Origin of the sequence: Gordonia sp. UBA7599 (assembly GCA_002477755.1) — a bacterium.
In the GTDB taxonomy this organism is placed as follows: domain Bacteria; phylum Actinomycetota; class Actinomycetes; order Mycobacteriales; family Mycobacteriaceae; genus Gordonia.
The window spans coordinates 1-18,315 of sequence record DLKD01000055.1; the positions used below are offsets into that span (position 1 = coordinate 1).

Annotated in this window: 13 protein-coding genes and 4 pseudogenes; 8 read left to right on the top strand and 9 right to left on the bottom strand. The window is 67.8% G+C overall.

What is annotated here, in order from left to right:
* The 3 genes and pseudogenes from B4L26_RS07010 to B4L26_RS07020 form a co-directional block, all read left to right on the top strand.
* Window positions 1-324: pseudogene (locus B4L26_RS07010) on the top strand (hypothetical protein); the annotation flags it as partial.
* Window positions 325-603: 279 nt separating this feature from the next.
* Window positions 604-1,578 carry a hypothetical protein gene (locus B4L26_RS07015; protein ID WP_290717445.1) on the top strand — a complete coding sequence of 325 codons (975 nt, stop codon included), beginning with the start codon at window positions 604-606 and terminating at the stop codon, window positions 1,576-1,578.
* A gap of 183 nt (window positions 1,579-1,761) precedes the next feature.
* Window positions 1,762-2,220: a hypothetical protein gene (locus B4L26_RS07020; protein WP_290717447.1), complete on the top strand. Its 459-nt coding sequence runs from the start codon at window positions 1,762-1,764 to the stop codon at window positions 2,218-2,220.
* Between the two features lie 21 nt (window positions 2,221-2,241).
* Here the strand turns inward: B4L26_RS07020 and B4L26_RS07025 are convergent, their stop codons facing one another.
* From B4L26_RS07025 to B4L26_RS07040, 4 genes and pseudogenes are all read right to left on the bottom strand, one after another.
* A complete protein-coding gene (locus tag B4L26_RS07025) occupies window positions 2,242-3,369 on the bottom strand; it encodes a PDR/VanB family oxidoreductase (RefSeq protein ID WP_290717449.1) in 1,128 nt (375 codons plus the stop codon).
* Window positions 3,366-4,267 (bottom strand): annotated as a pseudogene (locus B4L26_RS07030) (metal-dependent hydrolase). Before B4L26_RS07030 ends, B4L26_RS07025 begins: the two are co-directional and overlap by 4 nt.
* Before the next feature lie 47 nt (window positions 4,268-4,314).
* On the bottom strand, window positions 4,315-5,577 hold the full coding sequence (locus tag B4L26_RS07035) for a threonine/serine ThrE exporter family protein (protein ID WP_290717450.1): 1,263 nt from the start codon (window positions 5,575-5,577) through the stop codon (window positions 4,315-4,317).
* A gap of 41 nt (window positions 5,578-5,618) precedes the next feature.
* Window positions 5,619-6,163: pseudogene (locus B4L26_RS07040) on the bottom strand (DUF1361 domain-containing protein).
* 79 nt (window positions 6,164-6,242) lie between these two features.
* Here B4L26_RS07040 and B4L26_RS07045 point away from each other — a divergent pair.
* Genes B4L26_RS07045 through B4L26_RS07055 form a run of 3 tightly spaced genes read left to right on the top strand, consistent with a single transcriptional unit; the run spans window position 6,243 to window position 10,809 of the window.
* On the top strand, window positions 6,243-8,165 hold the full coding sequence (locus tag B4L26_RS07045) for a DUF2339 domain-containing protein (RefSeq protein WP_290717452.1): 1,923 nt from the start codon (window positions 6,243-6,245) through the stop codon (window positions 8,163-8,165).
* Between the two features lie 47 nt (window positions 8,166-8,212).
* Window positions 8,213-9,535 (top strand): L-fucose:H+ symporter permease, encoded by a 1,323-nt coding sequence (fucP, locus tag B4L26_RS07050; RefSeq protein ID WP_290717454.1) that lies wholly within the window; start codon window positions 8,213-8,215, stop codon window positions 9,533-9,535.
* Window positions 9,532-10,809 (top strand): ABC transporter substrate-binding protein, encoded by a 1,278-nt coding sequence (locus B4L26_RS07055; protein WP_290717456.1) that lies wholly within the window; start codon window positions 9,532-9,534, stop codon window positions 10,807-10,809. Before fucP ends, B4L26_RS07055 begins: the two co-directional genes overlap by 4 nt.
* Window positions 10,810-10,812: 3 nt before the next feature.
* Here B4L26_RS07055 and B4L26_RS07060 read toward each other — a convergent pair whose 3' ends face one another.
* A complete protein-coding gene (locus tag B4L26_RS07060; protein WP_290717458.1) occupies window positions 10,813-11,391 on the bottom strand; it encodes a TetR/AcrR family transcriptional regulator in 579 nt (192 codons plus the stop codon).
* A 109-nt stretch (window positions 11,392-11,500) separates the two neighbouring features.
* On the opposite strand from B4L26_RS07060, the pseudogene B4L26_RS07065 reads away from it, so the two are divergent.
* Window positions 11,501-13,124, top strand: a pseudogene (locus B4L26_RS07065) (DHA2 family efflux MFS transporter permease subunit).
* Here B4L26_RS07065 and B4L26_RS07070 read toward each other — a convergent pair.
* Entirely contained in the window at window positions 13,086-14,375 is a 1,290-nt protein-coding gene (locus B4L26_RS07070; RefSeq protein ID WP_290717459.1) for a M23 family metallopeptidase, read from the bottom strand. The pseudogene B4L26_RS07065 and the gene B4L26_RS07070 sit on opposite strands and share 39 nt — an antisense overlap.
* 177 nt (window positions 14,376-14,552) lie before the next feature.
* Complete coding sequence (locus tag B4L26_RS07075; RefSeq protein WP_290717461.1) at window positions 14,553-15,644, bottom strand: oxygenase MpaB family protein; 1,092 nt, start codon at window positions 15,642-15,644, stop codon at window positions 14,553-14,555.
* A 117-nt stretch (window positions 15,645-15,761) separates the two neighbouring features.
* Between B4L26_RS07075 and B4L26_RS07080 the strand changes: the two genes are divergently transcribed.
* Entirely contained in the window at window positions 15,762-15,989 is a 228-nt protein-coding gene (locus B4L26_RS07080) for a DUF167 domain-containing protein (protein WP_290717463.1), read from the top strand.
* A gap of 20 nt (window positions 15,990-16,009) precedes the next feature.
* On the opposite strand, the gene B4L26_RS07085 is transcribed toward B4L26_RS07080, so the two are convergent.
* Complete coding sequence (locus tag B4L26_RS07085) at window positions 16,010-16,615, bottom strand: DNA-3-methyladenine glycosylase I (protein ID WP_290717464.1); 606 nt, start codon at window positions 16,613-16,615, stop codon at window positions 16,010-16,012.
* Between the two features lie 17 nt (window positions 16,616-16,632).
* On the bottom strand, window positions 16,633-18,315 hold a 1,683-nt coding region (cysC, locus tag B4L26_RS07090; protein WP_290717466.1), incomplete at its 5' end, for an adenylyl-sulfate kinase.

Consider the following 18,315-nt stretch of genomic DNA (forward strand, 5'->3'; position numbering starts at 1 on the left):
TTCGCAGCCATGTCCGACGCCGACCTGCTGCGCGCGACGATCCACGAGCTCCGCGAAGCAGCACTCGAGCACCATTGGGACGACTACACCTTCGACTTTGCCCACGGGCAGATGTACACCGGCACCGTCAGAGGCAACCGCGAACTCGAGCGGGTGTGGGCCGAGGAAGTCTCGCCCGCCCGGGGCCGCACCCCGATCACCTCGGTGCGCTTGCCCGTCGACATCGAGGCGCGCTTGGACGCGCGCGCGGTGACCGAGGACGCCAAGCCCGCCGAGATCATCCGCCGCGCGCTCGTGGAGTACTTCGACCGTCATCCTGCCTGACGCCGGCCCTCTGAACGACTGTTGCCGTGGCAACAAAACGCCGCATTCCCGCAGGTCGCGCAATCCGGCCGACCGACCACGAAAACGGCTGAACCGCAGGTCAAGCACTGTTTTTGCTGTTCGTGAGACGGGTTCGATTCCCGTCATCGGCTCCACCGATTGCAGTCCCCTCGCCGGGGTGGTCGACGCCACGCCCGTATTCCGCAAGTTCTCTGACGCCGGGCCCTCAACGCATATTCTGCGGGCAAGATCGAAAGCCCAATTGAAGCGGGGAACCCCATGCGCTATGGATCATCACTAGTCGTCGCTGCCGGCGGTGCCACGTTGGCACTGGTTCTCGCCGGGGTGGCTCCGGCGCAGGCCGCCGACGGTCGCGACGCCTTGCAGATCAACCCCGATTGCCGGTCGATGTGCAAGGGCGGCGACGGCGACTTCTGGGGCGGCAACGGCGGAGCCGGCGCCTACGGCGGTGCGGGCGGCAACGCCTGGCTGAACGGAAACGGCGGCCGCGGCGGCGATGGCCTGCCCGGGCAGGCCGGCGGCAAAGGCGGCAACGGAGGCTTCTCGCGGGGTTCCGGTGGTGATGGCGGCCACGGTGGCGACGGCACCAATGTTGGCGGAGACGGCGGCAAGGGCGGTGCGAGCGGGCTGTTCGGGGGCAACGCCGGCAACGGCGGGAACGGCGGCAACGCCAACGCCGGGAGCGGCGACGCGCAGGGCGGCCGCGGTGGTGACGGGGGCAGCCGGATCTCCGATCTGAATTCGAAGGGCATCGGCGGCAACGGTGGCAACGGCGGTTCTGCGACGGCCCCGGGGGCAGCGCGCGGCGGCGACGGCGGGATAGGCGGCCCCGGCAAGTGGTACCTCGGCGGTCGTGGTGGCGATGGTGGCAACGCCAGCGGCGCCAGCGCGCATGGCGGCGCCGGCGCGAAGGGCGGCAACGTGTTCTCCGGCACCCCCGGCTCCGGCGGCGCGGGCGGCAACGCACACGGCGGTGCGGCTTTCGGTGGCAACGGCGGCGAGGGCGGCTGGGCGATCAGCTTCGGCAATGGCGCACCCGGCGGCAATGGGGGCGCCGCCACCGGAGACCCGGCGACTCACGGTGCGGGAGGAGCGGGCGGTCGGTCCGGGCTGGGCACCGCTGGACCCAACGGCGTCAGCTCGCGGACTCTGCAGGTCGGCAACGTGTGGGTGACCATTCAGGCCCCCGCCTCGGTTCGATTCCCGTCATCGGCTCCACGATTTCCCAGCTGAGAGCCCCTGTTTCGATTTTGAATGATCACACTCCGCAAAACTGGCAGACCGCACGAGCGATTCGCCTAGGTGCCGCAGAACTGCGCGACCGAGCCGGGGAACTCGGCGCCAAGGCGGCGCAGGGCGGGCGCCGCCTACGCGACCGCGTCCGTAGTTGACCCATTAGGTGGCAAGCTGGGCTCCATGAGCAACGATGATGGCCGGTTCGTTCCCAGCCTGGACTCGGTCGCCAAGAAGCTGCACCTCCCGTTCGGCGTGCCGGACTTCGTCGACGACATCGTCAAGGGCACGTCCAATCGGATCGGCGAACGCGTCATCAAGACCCTGGTCAAAACGTGGGACGCCACCGGCGGCGGGCCGTTCGCGGTCGGCACGGCGGGCGGGCTCGCGACGAGCAAGGCCGTCGACGCGACGATGGATATGTTCCTCGGGCCGGTCTTCGAGCGGATACTCAAGCGCCTCGGCATGGCCGATATCCCGCTCCGCGCATCGCTGTGCGCCTCGACGATCATCGGTCTGGGGACGATGCGCTGGGTCGTCAAGACAGAACCGCTGGCCAGCGCGTCAGTAGACCAGATCGTTGACGCCATCGCACCAACGCTGCAGCGCTACCTGACCGGCAGCATCACCAAAGCCGCGTAGCGCCATGGCCGACGTCGCAACCTACAGGTCGACGGTCAGATGAGTTCCCGCACACCGGGACACGCAGGTAAGAATGTCACCGTCGGCCCGTTCAGCATCGGAGAGCAGAGTGTCGCGGTGCTCCGGCTCACCGTCGACGACATGTAACCGGCAGGTGCCGCAGAAGCCCTGTTGACACGAGTAGGGGACGCCGGGATACACCCGGCGAAGGGCGGCCAGGAGACTCTCATCAGCGCCGACCGTCGTCGAAACACCGCTGCGCGCAAGACTGACGGCGAACTCCGATCCGCCGACCACCGGCGGGGGCGAGAAGCGTTCGTAGTGCAGTTCGACATCGCCACGCCCGTCGAGATGCGCGCGCAGAAGATCGATCATGGGGATGGGTCCGCAGCAGTAGAGCACGATCGGACGTTCGCCGTCGAGGGGACCGACCAAGCCGTCAGCATCAGGGAGGCCGTCTTCATCGTCGGTGCGCACGGTGATCCGGTCGCCGTAGCCTTCCAACTCACGAAGGAAGGGGATCGACGCCCGGCTGCGCCCGGTGTAGATCGCCGACCAGTCGTAGCCGAGTCGTTCGGCGTGCGACAGCATCGGCAGGATCGGGGTGATCCCGATGCCACCCGCCACGAACCGCAATTGCTTGGCCGACGGGTCACGACCGTCGGCGACACCGGGCAGCACCAGGGGGAAGGCGTTGCGGGGACCCCGGATCGGCAACAGATCACCCACCCGGAGATCGTCGTGGATCTCGATCGAGCCGCCACCCCCGCTGAGGATGCGGCGGACCGCGATGCGGTACACCGATTGGTCGGCGGGATCGCCGCACAGCGAGTACTGGCGGATCCGCCCGGACGGGAGCAGCACATCGACATGCGACCCCGCGTACCAGCGGGGCAGCGGGTCGCCGTTGGCCGAGGCAAGGGTCAGCGCGACGACGTCCTCGTCGACCGCGACGGGTTCGCGGGCGGCGATGCGCACGCCGACAATGCCGTCCTCGACGTGCCTCGTGCGCAGACGGGAGAGCGCTCCCCACCCCGGCCACCACAACTTCGCGACGCCTGTGGCCGTCCAGAGCAGCGGATCGCGCCGAAAGCGCCCGCGCAGGCTCGGCGGCGTGACGCGCAGGCCGATCGGCTCGGTGCCGGTCATCCGGCCCGTCGCGCCGCCGGCGACGACGCCAAGTATGCGACAGCCTGTGCGGTGCTTCCGACTTCGTCGGGATGGAAACCAGGTCGGAAATACTTGACGGTCGACCAGGTCAGGCCGAGCAGCGACGGCAGCACGTTGGCACGGACGCCGCGGTTGTATTCACGACGGCGGCCGATAAAGCCGAGGCGCCTGATGGCCGGGTCCTGCCGTGCAATGTCCTTGGCGCCCCGGAACAGCAGCCAGAGCATCGCCGAGAGCACGAGGAGCATCGTTCGGGCACGCGCCAGATAGCTGTTGCCGAAGTAGTTGGCGACGTCGTAGGCCACCGCGCGATGCTCAACTTCCTCTGCGGCGTGCCAGCAGAACAGATCGACCATTTCTGGATCGCCGCCCAACGACGCCCACGAGCAATTGAGGGCGAAATCGCCGAGTTCAGCGGTGTAGTGCTCGATGGCGGCGATCAGCCACAATCGTTCGACGAGGTGTTTGCACTGCGCTCTCGCGGAACCGGATCGGCTCGGGCCGAGGATCCTGCGGAACACCCACTCCATCTGGAGCTGGTACGGCCGCGGATCGATGCCGTGAGCGTCAATGAAGGTCCACAGCACCTTGTCGTGGGACTTTGCGTGCACGGCCTCCTGCCCGATGAAACCGCGCATCGTGGCGGCCAGCCGCTCGTCGGCGACCAGCGGCAGCGCCTCGTTGAAAGTGCGCACGAACCAGCGCTCGCCCTCGGGGAGAAGCAGATTGAGCGCCGTGACAACGTGCGAGGCGTAGGGGTGGCCGGGGAGCCAGTGCAACGGCGTGCGCGACCACTCGAACTCGACGTTTCGCGCGCGCGCAACTCCACCGGGCCAGGATCGGTGGCTGCGGTGGCGACCGGACTAAGACGTCTCATCTGTCCTCCTGCCGAAAGGTACGTCTCGAACGACTAGGTCGGCCTGACTACGCCGGTAGCGCGCCCTTGTACCGCGTGGTGACCATCGGAGCGAGGACGCTCGCAATCATCATGCAGATCGCCATGCTCAGCAGCGACAGCGCCGCGCTGCCACCCAGACTCGACAGTTCCTTGTCCTCGGTGATGGCACCACTGATCGCGACGAATCCCATCGACCCCGGGACCAGCAGCCAAAACGTCGGCAAGAACATGACCAAGACGCTGGGATTACCCTTCACGTGCGCGTTGATCGCCCAGGCGGCGAGTAGTGCAACACCGAGTGATACCCCACCGGCGAACTGCGGGTGCATGGCGTGCTCCAGAACCTGGTTGAACCAGAAAGCTCCGAACGCGACGACGACGAGCCAGAACCACACGCGTCTGGGGGTACAGAAATACAGGATGTTTCCCAGCCCGTATATGGGCGGCGCAATCCACAACACCCACCACGGCGCCTGCGTGGTGGTGAGGTCTTGCAAGTTCTCCGAGGTCATGCCAGCCAGATCGATGGCCAGGGCCAAGCCGAAGGCCATCGACAGCAGTACCACCAGCGCATAGACCAGGCGCGCAGAACCGGAGATCATCGCCCCGGCGGTGAGTTCGATCAGCGCCGTCGTCAGGGCGGCGCCCGGGATCAGGGTGAGCACCGGGATCACCGCCACGCGGACGGGGTCCGGGAACCCCTCGTGCACCGCCCATAGCGCAAGGACCAGGGCGGAGATAAAGGTCAGCAACACCGGCATCAGCGCGGCGAGAGTGCCCTTTACGCTGCCCCACAGGGAAATCGCACCAATCGGAATCGCAATGAGGACCGCGGCAATAGATGCGGCGAAACTCATGCGGAAGCACAGAGCGAATCCCAACGCCATGAGCATGTACCCGATGATCCGCACGACCGGGTTGAGCGGCGGCTTGGCATTGACGATAGCGCGGAGATGCTCGAGGGCCTCCCCGACGGGCAGCTCCGCCAGGCGCAACCGGTGCACAAGCGTCTCGGTGTCGGCGACCTGGTCAAACCGGAACGACGAGCCGGTCTTCACCAGCTCGGTCAGGCCCTCCTTTTGGTCGAGCGCCAAGACATAAGTCGGGAAGACTTCGGCGGAGATGTCGTAGTCGTAGGCGTCGCAGATCTCCCGGATCACCTTCGCCGTCTCCGGGTTGGGGTACGACGACCTGTTCAGCGCATCCCCGACCTCGGCAATGAGGGTCAGCATCTGGGTGCGATCGGAATCGTCAGGGCACACACCATCGTTCTGTGTCGATTCGACCACCCGTTGCGCCCCTCACCAAGCCTCGCGCCTTAACCGCATTCTTATCGTCGAAAGTCTACATGCGGCCCTTCGCCGGGCCGGGCGCTTCGAGGACCCGCGACGCCGATGGCCTCATAACCCCACATCGTGAGGTAGGCGAAGGCCAGGAAGCCGCGACGGCGATCCCGACCCCCGTCGACTGCACCGAGGAGAACGGGTTGGCCACCCAACCCAGCGTGGCCGACACGACTTCGTCGGGCCGGTTGACCAGATCCCACGAGTTCCACCGTTGGAAGCGCCCGATCGCCACTCCGATCGCACAGAGCGCGACCGTCGCTGCCATGACCAGCCAGCCGAACACGGCACCGAACTCGACGGTGAGCCGGCTCCGCACCACAGCGAAGCCGAGCGCCGCGACAAGCGGGATCCACGCCAGGAAGAGGTTCCAAATGAGGAACCGGCTCGGATACGACATCGGTGCGTCGGGATCGGCGACACCGAGAACGACGGTTAGTACCGTCGTCGCGCCGAGTGCCGCCACCAGCACCAGGATCCGTGGGACCGACGGGACGAGCGCAGAACTCCCGCGCCGTGTTGTGGGTGCCATGGCCATGACGCCCACCGTACGGGCGCGTCTGAGTAGTTCTGCGGAGGTACCGACTCGTCCGACGGTGGACGGTTGACGTATGACTGAAATCCTCGACTCAGAACACGCCGCCCGCCTCGGCGCCGAGCTGCACAGCCTGTCCGAACGGCTCTCCGCGGTCTCCTCGGAATTCGCCGCGCTGACCGCGCCCCCGGCCGGATCCGCCGCACCGGCGAACCCGGCTCCGCCGCTCCCAACCGCCCCGCACCCTGTCCCACCCCTCCCGGCGGCAACGCCCACTGTTCCACCCCGCGCGATGCCCTATCCGGCCCGGCCGGCGTACCCGCCGCCCCCCTATGCGCCGCCGCCCCAGGGACGGCCTGTGCGCCCGCCCGTTCCACCGCGTCCGAGCACACCGCCGACGCCGCTGTCGGAGCGCCTCGCCGCCGCCGCGGAGCGTGGGTTGGTCGGGCGCGTCCTCGCGGCCGTCGGCGTCGGCATCACGCTTATCGGCGTCGTGATGTTGCTGATCCTCGCCGCCCAAGCCGGGTTGCTGCGACCGGAGATCCGCGTCGTCGGTGGTGCGCTGTTCGCTCTCGCGCTGGTCGGGGCCGGGGCGTATATCGGCCGACGCGAAGCCAAGCGCTCCGGCGCGATCGCCCTCGTGGCCACCGGTATCGCCGCCGCATTGTTCGACGTGCTCGCCGCTACGTCGATCTACCATTGGCTGCCCGTCGCCGCCGCGCTCCTCCTCGGAGCCGCCGTCGCCGGGGGTGGCTTCTGGTTCGCACACCGCTGGAACAGCCAGGCCCTGGGCCTGCTGGTGTCGGTGCCACTACTGGCGTTCGCGCCGATCGTCGCCGACGGGGTCGACGCCACGTTGATCGCCTTCCTGCTCGTCTACGCGGGCGCCACGCTGTGGCTTCAAGTCGGCCGCGACTGGACCGCACTGTTCGTCGTCAACACCGCTGCGACGACGCTCCCGCTCCTCATCGCCGTGACTCCCCTAATCACGATTTCCGACTGGTTCCTCTCAACGGCGCTTGTCCTCAACGTGGCGCTGGCAGTCGGATCAGCAGTCCTGCTACTTCCGACGAGCAAGGCCAAGGAGCTGATCGCCCTGGCCTCGACCGGCTCGGCCGTGGCGCTGCTCGGTGCCGGTTGGACGCTGCCCGCGTCGCTGGCGAGTGTGACGCCGGCCGTCGGAGCGTTGCTCTTCGTCATCGCCGCGTTCGCCACCGTCCACCACCGGGGGATTCCGCTGGCCGCTCGCGCGATCTGGGTCACGGCCGCCGCCGTTTTGCTCGCACTGGCCGTCCTCGTCGCGGTCGACCCGACGTTCCTCGTCCCCGCCGGGCTCGCCACCGCGCTCGTGGTCACCGTCGCCGCTCTGTTCGCCGGCGATCTGCGCCGGGTCCTCCTCATCATCGGCACGGTCGGCACGGCCGCTGGGTTGCTCGCCCTGGTCCACGACCGTGGTCTCGAGCAGTTGCTCGCGCACACCGGCCTCCCCACGAACGTCCGATTGGGCATCGCCGTCGGCGTCGTACTCGCCCTGTTCGCGACGACCCTGCTCACGTGGGCATGGGACCGTGAGTTCCCGGCCACCGCAGACCGTCTATGGATCGTCGGCGGACTCGTCGACCTGGCGCTCGTGACCGCCCTGTGCGTGACGATCGCAGAGCTGGTGACCGGCGGATCGGTCGACGGGTTCCGCGCCGGACACACCGCCGCGACACTCATCTGGTTCGGCACCGCTGCCGCCGCACTGTTGTGGGCCCGACGTCTTGCCGGTTCGACGCGCACAGTCGCACTCACCGCCGGCCTCGCCCTGATCACCGCGGCAGTCGCCAAGCTGTTCCTCTTCGATCTCGCCGCGCTCGCCGGCTTCCTGCGCGTCATCGCGTTCTTGGTCGCCGGGATCCTGCTGCTGGTCCTGGGCGTCGCCTACGCCCAGAGCCTGACAAACGACCCGGAGTCATCGGCGGCACAAGACCAGCCCCAACCCATCGCGCCGATGTGACCGTCGAATCCGTTGCCACGCCGAGCAGGCAGCGTTAACGTTCAAGTGTGACTCAGACCACAGAAGCTCTGACGGCCCCGACAGCAACGAAACCCGGCCTCGTCGGCAAAGGCCAGTGGGTCCTCTTCGTCGCACTGATCCTGTGTTTCACGGCATGGGGCATCGCCGCGGACCTCACCACACCGATGGTGGCCGGGTTCAAGCAGATCTTCGACATGAGCACGTTCCAGGCGTCGCTCGTCCAGTTCGCCTACTTCGGGGCGTACTTCCTGCTCGCATTGCCCGCCGCATTCCTCAATGAGCGCTTCGGCTACAAGGTCGGTCTGCTCTCGGGGCTACTGCTGGCGGCAATCGGGGCGTTCGCGTTCTACCCGGCCGCGCACATCATGACGTTCGCCGCCTTCCTCGTCGCCCTGTTCCTCATCGCCGCGGGTTGCTCCATCCTGGAGACGTCGGCCAATCCGTACGTGCTCTCACTGGGCCCCGAGGAGACGGCAACACGGCGGCTCAACTTCGCGCAAGCGTTCAACCCCGTCGGGACCAACATCGGCGTCCTGATGGCCGCCTTGTTCATCATGCCGAAGCTCAGTGAGCCGGTGAACCGGGCGAATCTCTCCGACGCCGAGGCGCGCACCGTCCGCGCCGGCCAGCTCGGCGCGGTCATGGGACCATACCTCGGCCTGGGCTTTCTGCTGATCGCGATCGCGGTCAGCATCGCCATCAACCGGGCGCCGAAGATCGTCGAAGAATTTCCCGAAGGCGATCTCGAGGGGAAGAGCATCCCGAAGATATTGCTGGGCAACCGTCGCTACGTCTTCGGCGTCGTCGCCCAGTTCTTCAACATCGCCGGTCAGGTCTGCACCTGGACATACATCATCCAGTACGTCCAACAGTCGCTCGACGGGTCGCTGAAGCTCGGCGCCTACCTCCTGCAGATCAGTCTCATCATCTTCCTCGTGGGGCGCTTCTTGATGACGTGGTTGATCGGACGGGTCCGGGCCACGAAGGTGATGGCGGTCCTCGCCGTCGCCGCGGTCGGGCTCGCGCTCTTCGCGGTCGTCTCCCCGAACGCGCTCGGCGTCGCGGCAGTCGTCGCCATCTCCTTCTGTCTCTCGCTGATGTTTCCGACCATCTACGGCGTCGCGCTGCAGGGCCTCGGCCCGGCAACCAAGTTCGGTGCGGCCGGGCTCGTCATGGCGATCGTCGGCGGAGCGATCGTCCCGATGATCCAAGGTCGGATCCTCGACAGCACAAGCGCGGCGGTGTCGTTCCTCGTCCCGGCATTCTGTTTTGCCGTCGTCGCCGCGTACGCGGTTTACGACCTGCGCACCCCGCAACACCAGCACACGACCGAGGAGGCAGTCGCGTGAGGTTTCGCAAGACTCTGACGGTGCTCGCCAGCGCGGTACTCCTCGCCGGCTGTTCGGGTGGCGACGGGAACTACGCCGATCCGACCGACAAGGTCGAGGTGCTGTCGTGGTGGTCATCGGAGTCCGAGCGCCCCGCATTCGCAGTGCTCGCCGATGCCTTCGAGGCGAAGAACCCCGGCGTCAAACTCATCAACGCCTCCGTCGTGGGCGGCGGCGGTGGGAACGCCCAAGTCGCCCTGGCCGAGCGTCTGGCCGCGAACAATCCGCCGGATCTGTGGCAGAGTCTCACCGGCGCGGCCGTGGACAGTTGGGCGGCCGCACGGCGCATCGTCTCGATCGAGTCGGTGTTCACGGCCACCGGAATCGGGCCCGAACTGCCCGACGCGATCCGCGCGTCGCTGATGCGCGACGGCAAGCCGTGGGCGATGCCCACCGGTGCCCACCGCGGCAACAACCTGTGGTTCAACCGCAACGTTCTCGCCAAAGCCGGCGTCGCACCTCCGGGCCCCGGTTACACCCAGGACCGGCTAGTGGCCGACCTGGCGAAGGTCGCCGGCGCGGGCACCACGGCACTGTGCCTCGGAGCCGACGATGCGTTCACCCGAGTCGAGCTGTTCGAGAACACGCTGCTCGGGGTCGTCGGGGCCGACGGTTGGAAGCGGATCGCCGACGACCGGTTCGACTGGGGCGGGCCCGACGTGTCCAAGGCGCTGGATTACTTCGGCAGCTACATCGCGCAAGCCGACCCGGCCGCCGGTCAGACCCGGTGGAACGACGCGGTGCGCAAACTCGCCCGCGGCGAATGCGGCTATCTCACGATGAACGACTCGGCCTACGGCGAACTGGTCGCCGCGGGGGCCGTCGACGGTCAGCAATTCGGGTATGCACCGTTCCCCGGGACCGAGGGCAACTACCTGGCGATCGTCGACACCTTCGTCGCTGCAAAGCAGGCGCGCAACGGAGTGAACGCGCTGAAGTTCCTGGAGACCGTCGCCGACCCGGCAACCATGCTCGCGTTCACGAAGGTCAAGGGCTCAGTTCCGGTGCGCCGAGACGTCAGCGCCGCGACCCTCTCGGACTATCAGCGCGGGGCGTCGGCCGCACTCTGGCGCGACACCGTCCTGCTGTCGATGGCCCACGGGGAGCTGATGAACACCGCGTTCCAAGAGGCGCTCTACGCCGCGGTCAAGGACTACGCCAACAACAAGAACCAGCGGGCGTTCATCAACACCGTCCAGCGGGCCGGCACGGGTGGGACCGTCGGCGGTCGCTGAGCGCTACGCGCCGAGACCTGCGGTGACCAGCCGCAGCACATCCTCGTAGACGGCCGTCGCATCGGCGCCCGGCGGTAGTGCTCCCGACAATTCGAGGGCGACGGCGCCGTGTACGCACGACCACACTTGCAACGCCAACCCCTCCGCGTCGCCCGGCTTGAGAAGGCCGCCGACCTGGGCATACCGGATGATGTCGACGAGGACCTCGAAGGCCCGCGCCGCCGTCTCGTCGTCGGGCCGGCACCTGCTGGAGAACATCAGCGAGTAGAGCACCGGATTGGCGAGCGCGAAGGCGCGGTAGCCGAGGCCGCTGGCGAGCAGCCTTGCGGTCGCATCATCGTCGGTGGCCGCGATCGCGCGTCCGAACTCGGCGAATCCGTCGGTGACCACCGCGTCGAGCAGGCCCTCCTTGCCGTCGAAGTGGTTGTACACGCCCATCGGCGCGACGCCGGCCTCGGCGGCGACGGCACGCACCGTCAACCCGGTCTCGCCGTCGCGCTCGAGGATGCGCCGCCCCGCGACGAGGAGTTGGTCGCGAACATCGGCGGCAGCGGTCCGGGTCCGGGTCTTCGGCGACGACATATTGACATCCTACTAGAACAGTGTTCTTCTTAGGTAGCATATTGTTCTATACTATTAGAGCAGCGTTCCACTCCCGGGTCCTCTCGCCCGACCCCGAAGGAGGATTGCCATGCGCAACCGCTGGTGGGCACTCGCCGCCCTCTGCTTCGCCGAATTGTTGGTGATGGTCGACAACACGATCGTCAACGTCGCACTGCCGACCATGGCCCGCGACCTGAACGCCGGAATCTCCGGCCTCCAGTGGATCGTCGACGCCTACACGCTCGTCTTCGCCGGCCTACTGCTGACCGGCGGCTACCTCGGCGACCGCTTCGGCCACCGCCGCATGCTGGTCACCGGCATTGTCGGCTTCACCGCCGTCTCGGTGCTCGCCGCCCTGTCGCAGTCGCTCGGACAGCTCATCACCGCCCGCGCAGTGCTCGGGCTGTTCGCCGCCCTCGTCTTCCCTGCGACTCTGGCGATCATTACCGTCGTCTTTCCCCAGGGCACGCTGCGCGCTGCCGCGATCGGCATCTGGGCCGCAACGTCCGGCATCGCGGTCGCCATCGGTCCGGTACTGGGCGGTTGGTTGCTCGAGCACTATTCGTGGTCGTCAGTCTTCTGGATCAACCTGCCGGTCGGTGTCGTCGCCGTCACGACGATCCTTCTGGTCGTGCCCGGAACGCGACCCGACGCGGTCAACCGGTTCGACTTCGTCGGGCTCGCGCTGTCGATCATCGGCCGGCCTCGTCGCGCTGACCTACTCGGTCATCGAGGGCCCACACTTCGGGTGGAGCAGCGCCCGCACCATCGGCGGCATCGTCGCGGCCGTGCTCGTCCTCGGGCTGTTCGTCCGCCGCCAACTCGCCGTCGACTACCCGATCCTCGACGTGCGCCTGTTCAGCAACCGGTACTTCGCCACCGCGGCGGGAATGATCAGCGTCGCGTTCTTCGCCCTGTTCGGGTTCATCTTCCTGATCACCCAGTACTTCCAGGCCGTCAAAGGGTATGGGCCGCTGGAGGCCGGGCTGTGGACGCTGCCGTTCGCGCTCGTCATGGCCGTGTTCTCCCCCGTCGCCATGGCGCTGTCCCACCGCTTCGGCCCCCGACCGGTGGCCATCACCGGCGCCCTGTTGATGTCGGCCGGCTTCGCCGTCGTCGAGGTGGCCACACCGTCGTCGGGCTACTGGAGCCTCATCATCTGGTCGATGTCGCTGATGGCGACCGGCCTCGCCTTCATCTCCGGCCCGTGCACGCAGCTGGTCATGGATGCTCTTTCGCCCGAGCAGGCCGGCGCGGGGGCCGCAGTCAACGACACCACGCGCGAGGTCGGCGGCACCCTCGGCGTCGCCGTCCTCGGCTCGATCCTGACCTCGGTCTACGCCAGCGGCGTGATCGACCGTCTCACTGCGCTCGGCGTGCCCCGCGATGTCGCGCAGACCGCAAGCGAATCGGTGATGGCCGGGGTGCAGACCGCCGCCCGCGCCCCGGGCCCGATCGCCGAGGCGACGCGCGACGCGGTGCAGCAGGTGTTCACCGACGGGCTGCGTGGAGCCGTCTGGGCGGCCATCACCGTCACCGCCCTTGCCGCCGTCGCTGCCGCCTTCCTGCTCCGCGGAGCGCGCCACAGCGCCGTCGACGATGACGACGCGCGGGCGGTCGTCGACCCCGCCCCACCGGCCACAGTCGACGACGAGGACACCGTCCGTGGCGGACTACTTCGCGAAGTCGACGATCACACCGTCCAGCGGTAGCTCGTCGCGCCGCGGCTGCGGGGTCACCAGATGGTCGTCGAAGAATCGGCCCGACGCGAAGTCGTCCATCTCCTCCACTTTGCGGTGGGCGACGAACCCGGCGTAGCCGAACTCCCCGATCACATAGGGGATCCCGTCAGACCCGACGAGGCCCGGGCCGTTCATCAACTGGAAGTGCAGGTGCGGGGCGTTGGAATTGCCGGTGTTACCCAGGCGCGCGATGACCTGTCCGGCCTTCACCTTGTCACCAGGTTTCACGAGCAACGACCCCTTCTGCAGGTGCGCGTACGCCGCCCAGACGCCGCCCCCGAGGTCCTGGATGATGTTGTTCCCGTCGACGGTCTCGACGGTGATCTTCTTCGCGAGCTCGGGGTCCGACGCCGGGAGGATGCCGGGCTTGTTCGGCTCCAAGACGTCGAGCGTCGAGGTGATCGTGCCGTCGGCGACGGCACGGATCTCCTGGCCGTATCCGGCGTAGCTCTCATTGCGGGTCTTGTCGCCGGTGACGAACTCACCGTCGTCATTGGTCCGCATCCAATCGATCGCAAAGCGCTGCGTGTTCTGCAGCTTCCCGCTGAACGGGGCCAGCGCGGAGACGTGCGCCGTGCCGATGCCGCAGCAACCGTTCATCGCCACCCAGTTCGTCCCGGCGACCGGCGGCGCGATCACGCGCGGCGTCCCCGCCGACACGTTCACCGGGCCGGCGAGATAGGTCATCGGGGTGGGTGCCGCCGAACCGGGATTCGCCGCACCGCGCAGCCGCAGCCGGTGCAGCACGGCCTTCGGAGCGTCGTCGAGACTGTCCAGCACAATCCCGACGAGCAGACCGCGCGTCTCCTGCGGCCCGATAACCGTCGAGTCCGTCGGTGACGACGGCAGGCGGCGCAGGCGGTTGCAGTCGCCGTACGTGCACGCGGGATCGACCAGTACCTTGCTCGAGAGGGAGGCGAGGACGCGGTCGCGGTTGTCCGCGTCGACAACGTCGATGGATTCGATGGTGGCGGGGATCGACGCGGCATTCGTCAGCCCGAGGTCGTAGGCGATGTGGAACTTGCCGTCGGATCCCTTGAACGGGAAGGTCGGCGCACCGAGCTGGGCGACCACGACCGGCGTATACGCCGGCGCGACCTCGATGCGCGTACTAGTCGCGGACGACGTCCCAGTCGTGGACGACGTCGAGGTCGAGCACGCCGCCGCGACAACCACCGCGACCACCGTGAGGAGGAATAGGTATGCGCGTCTGCCCATCATCGTCCCAGCGTAGGCCAGTGGACCGTGGCCGAAGCCCGGTTGCGCGCGTCGACTGCGAAACACGCCGCGAACCTCAGCCGCCTGCCGATTCACCGCACGGCTCGAGGCGGCGATCACGACCTTCCTCGCGGCCTACCGGGCCTAGTGCCCGGTGTCGAAACTCCTGTTGCGGCTCGCCTAGCGGCCGACCGGGCAGCCGCCGCGCGATTCCGGCACGCCGAAGGAATCCAGCTTGTAGCGCTCGCCGTAGGCGATGATCCGCCTGCGGCGCTCTTCGAACCGCGCGCGACGGTCGCAGTAGGCGGCGCCGGTGGTCTGCCCGTCAAGCTCCATCTGCTCCAGTTGAAGTCGTTCGTAGATCATCGAGTCGGTCCGTGCCTTCTCCGGAAGGGTCCGCCACAGCAGGCGCATCGCCGCGACAATGACCCGGAACTCTGCCTCCGCGGCGCGCGAGGGCCGGTAGCCAACCGCCTCGGCGACCGCGGGGTGCATCGTCATGTACGAACACAGCTGGATGAGGTGGCCGCCGTACCCGCGGATCAGTTTCCAGAACGGCGTCATCGCCGACCGCGACGCCCGCGACATCCCCAGGGTCGGCAGCGGCAGCTTCGTCAGCCCGGCGTACTGGTCGCGCAGGAATGGGCTCGACGACACCCTAGTCTCCGCGATCGCGTTGTACTGCTTCTCGAATTCGGCCCATGTTGTCGCCAGCTTCCCCGAGCTGCTGCGCAGCTCGAGGTCGGCAGCGTTGTAGCGCAGGAACCGGTACATCGCGTCTTTCTCGGCCGACGTCGGGATGATCCCGGTGCACAGCGGGAAGGTCACCATGATGAATCGGTGCCCGCTGTTGGCGATCCACGTCCACAGCTCCGGGTTCAGGGCACTGTAGCGCACGTCGGAGTAGTAGCCGCGGCCGTTGCCGTGCACCTCGCGATGCATCTGCTTGAGCCATCGCGCCGATTCCGCCCGCTGCGCGGGATCGCCCACGACCCCGCCGATCGAACTGAAGAGGCTACGCACCCCCCGGTCGGCGAAGTTCTCCGCGAACCGCCCGGTCGCATCCACGGCGGCGGCCACCTCGACGACGGCCACCTGGTCGAACATCGCCGCGGGGAACAGGCTGAGGAACGGGCTGCCCAGGTGCAGCCGGAACTCGCGCATCACCTTCGGCCGCAGACCGGGGCCGCGGAGCAGCTGGGCCCCGTCGTCGATCAAGCGGCCGGAAAAGTCGTCGGTCGGGGCCGAGCGGGTGTCCATCGGGGTGACCATGATTGCCCCCTCCAATTCAGGAAGCGTCTGTAGTCACACCTAATGTGCCACTGTTGCCCGGTGCAGGCACCTATTCGGAACAATTCCTTTGCGCGCGCCGCCGTCTACAGTGCGCTGGTGAGCGAAACCGTGGTGGTGACGGTCAAACCCAACAGCCGCAAAGGGCCGCTGGTCGAGGTCGGCGACGATGGCGCGCTGACCGTGTACGTCCGCGAACCGGCCACAGAAGGCAAGGCCACCAAAGCGGTTGGCGCGCTACTCGCCAAACATTTCGGTGTTCCCAAGAGCCGCGTCGAACTGATCAGCGGAGCGACGAGTCGCGTCAAACGCTTCCGGGTGGGCTGATCGGGGCCCAGATCCGCTCGTCAGCTCGGTCGGGTGAACGCCCGCCGCGCCGATTCGACGGCGGGGCGGGTGATGCACTCGTGCTGGTGGTCGTTGACCAGGCCCATCGACTGCATGAAGGCGAACGCGGTGGTCGGCCCGACGAACTTCCAGCCCCGTTTGCGCAGGTCCTTCGACAGCGCGACCGACGTTGCCGATTGCGCTTTGGACTGCGGGATACCGATCTCCCCGGGCCCTGGTTCGAACCGCCAGATATAGGCGGCGACCGATCCCTCGTCGGCCTGCATCTGCACGGCGCGGCGCGCGTTGTTGATAGCCGCCTCGATCTTGCCGCGGTGGCGGATGATGCCGGTGTCGCCGAGGAGGCGCTCCACGTCGTGCTCGTCGAACTGCGCGAGCTCGTGGAAGTCGAAGCCCGCGAACGCCTTCCGGAAGTTGTCCCGCTTGTTGAGGATGGTGCGCCAACTCAGTCCGGACTGAAAACCCTCGAGGCAGATCTTCTCGAACAGCCGGATGTCGTCGCCGACTGGAAAACCCCACTCGGCGTCGTGATACGCCAGCATCTCCGGCGCGCCGCCGGCCCATCCGCAGCGGGGCTCGCCGTCGGGAGCGAGGAAAGGATCCACGTTCGCGAGTCTAGGGCTCAGACGATGCCGCGCTCCACCAGTATCTCGACGATCCGCCCGGCCAATTCCTCCGCGTCGGCGTCGGTGGTGTCGAACCGCAGATCCGGATCGAGCGGCCGCTCGTAGGGGGCGTCGACGCCGGTTAGCCCGCGCAGCGACCCCTCCCGTGCCCGTCGGTACAGGCCCTTGGGATCACGGCGTTCACACTCACCGACCGGCGTCGAAACGTGGACCTCGATGAACTCCAGCCCGGCGGCGTCGCTCAGTTCGCGGGCGATTTCCCGATCCGACCGCAGCGGCGACACCATCGACGCGACGGCGATCACGCCGGCGTCGGCGAACAGTCGCGCCAGGTGCCCGACGCGGCGGATGTTCTCCGCGCGGTCACCCGGGGAGAACCCGAGGTCGTCGGAGATGCCGTGGCGGATGTTGTCCCCGTCGATGAGATACGCCACCCGACCGCGCGAGACCAGCAGCCGCTCCAGCACGACGGCGACGGTCGACTTCCCCGACGCGGGCAGGCCCGTCAACCAGACTGTCGCACCGCGCTGGCCGGTCTTGCGCCACCGTTCGTCGCGCGCCAGCGAACTCGGGTGCCACTTGATGTCGTTGCGCGTCGCCGTTCCGGGCACGACTTCACGGGCCCGGCCGATCGTGCCCGCGGCGACGGTCTCGTTGGAGGCCTCGTCGATGAGGATGAATGCCCCGCCGTCGCGGTTCTCCGCGTAGCGGTCGGCCAGCACCACCGACGACGTGCGCAGGGTGACCGTTCCGATGTCGTTGAGGACCAGCTCACCGGGTCCGACCTGCTCGATCAGGCTGTCGGGGTCGAGTCGGCGGTCCAGCGACTGTACGGTCGCGCGGACGGTCGTCGTGCCGTGTTTCAGCGCGACGCGATCGCCCGCCCGCAGTGGCTTCTCGGCGAGCCAGCACAGCGTCGCCTCCAGCTCGCGGGCCACGACGGGCAGATGCGCGTCGTCGACGGCGCTGACGATGACGTCGCCGCGCGCCACGTCGATCTCGTCGGCCAATTCGACCGACACCGAGAGACCCGCGACACCGGTGTCTCGACTGCCATCAAGGGTGTCGAGCGCCACGACGGTGCTACGACTGCCCGACGGGAGGATCGCGACCTCGTCGCCGACGGCGATCGTGCCGGCAATGATCCGACCGCTGTAGTTGCGGCGATGGGTCTCGCTGGGCCGCGACGCGTACTGCACCGGCAGCCGCAGCTCCCGCTGCTGCGGCGACGGGGCGGCCAGTTCCACACCTTCGAGGTACTCCAGCAGCGTCGGACCGTCGTACCAGGGGGTCGACGCCGAGCGGCGCACGACGTTGTCACCGGACTTCGCAGCGACGGGGATCGCATCGATCTCACCGATGCCGACCTGCAGCGCCAGCTCGTCGAGCTCGGCACGCAACTGCGCGAATCGCTCCTGCGAGAAATCGACCAGGTCGATCTTGTTGACCGCGGCGACGACGTGCGGCACCCCGACGAGCGCAGCGATCCGCGCATGACGCCGCGTCTGCCGCTGGACGCCGTAGCGGGCGTCAACGAGGACGACGGCGACGTGGGCGTTGGAGGCGCCGGTGAAGGTGTTGCGGGTGTAGCGCTCGTGGCCCGGGGTGTCGGCCAGCACGTAACTGCGGTGCTCGGTGGAGAAGAACCGATAGGCGACGTCGATCGTGATGCCCTGTTC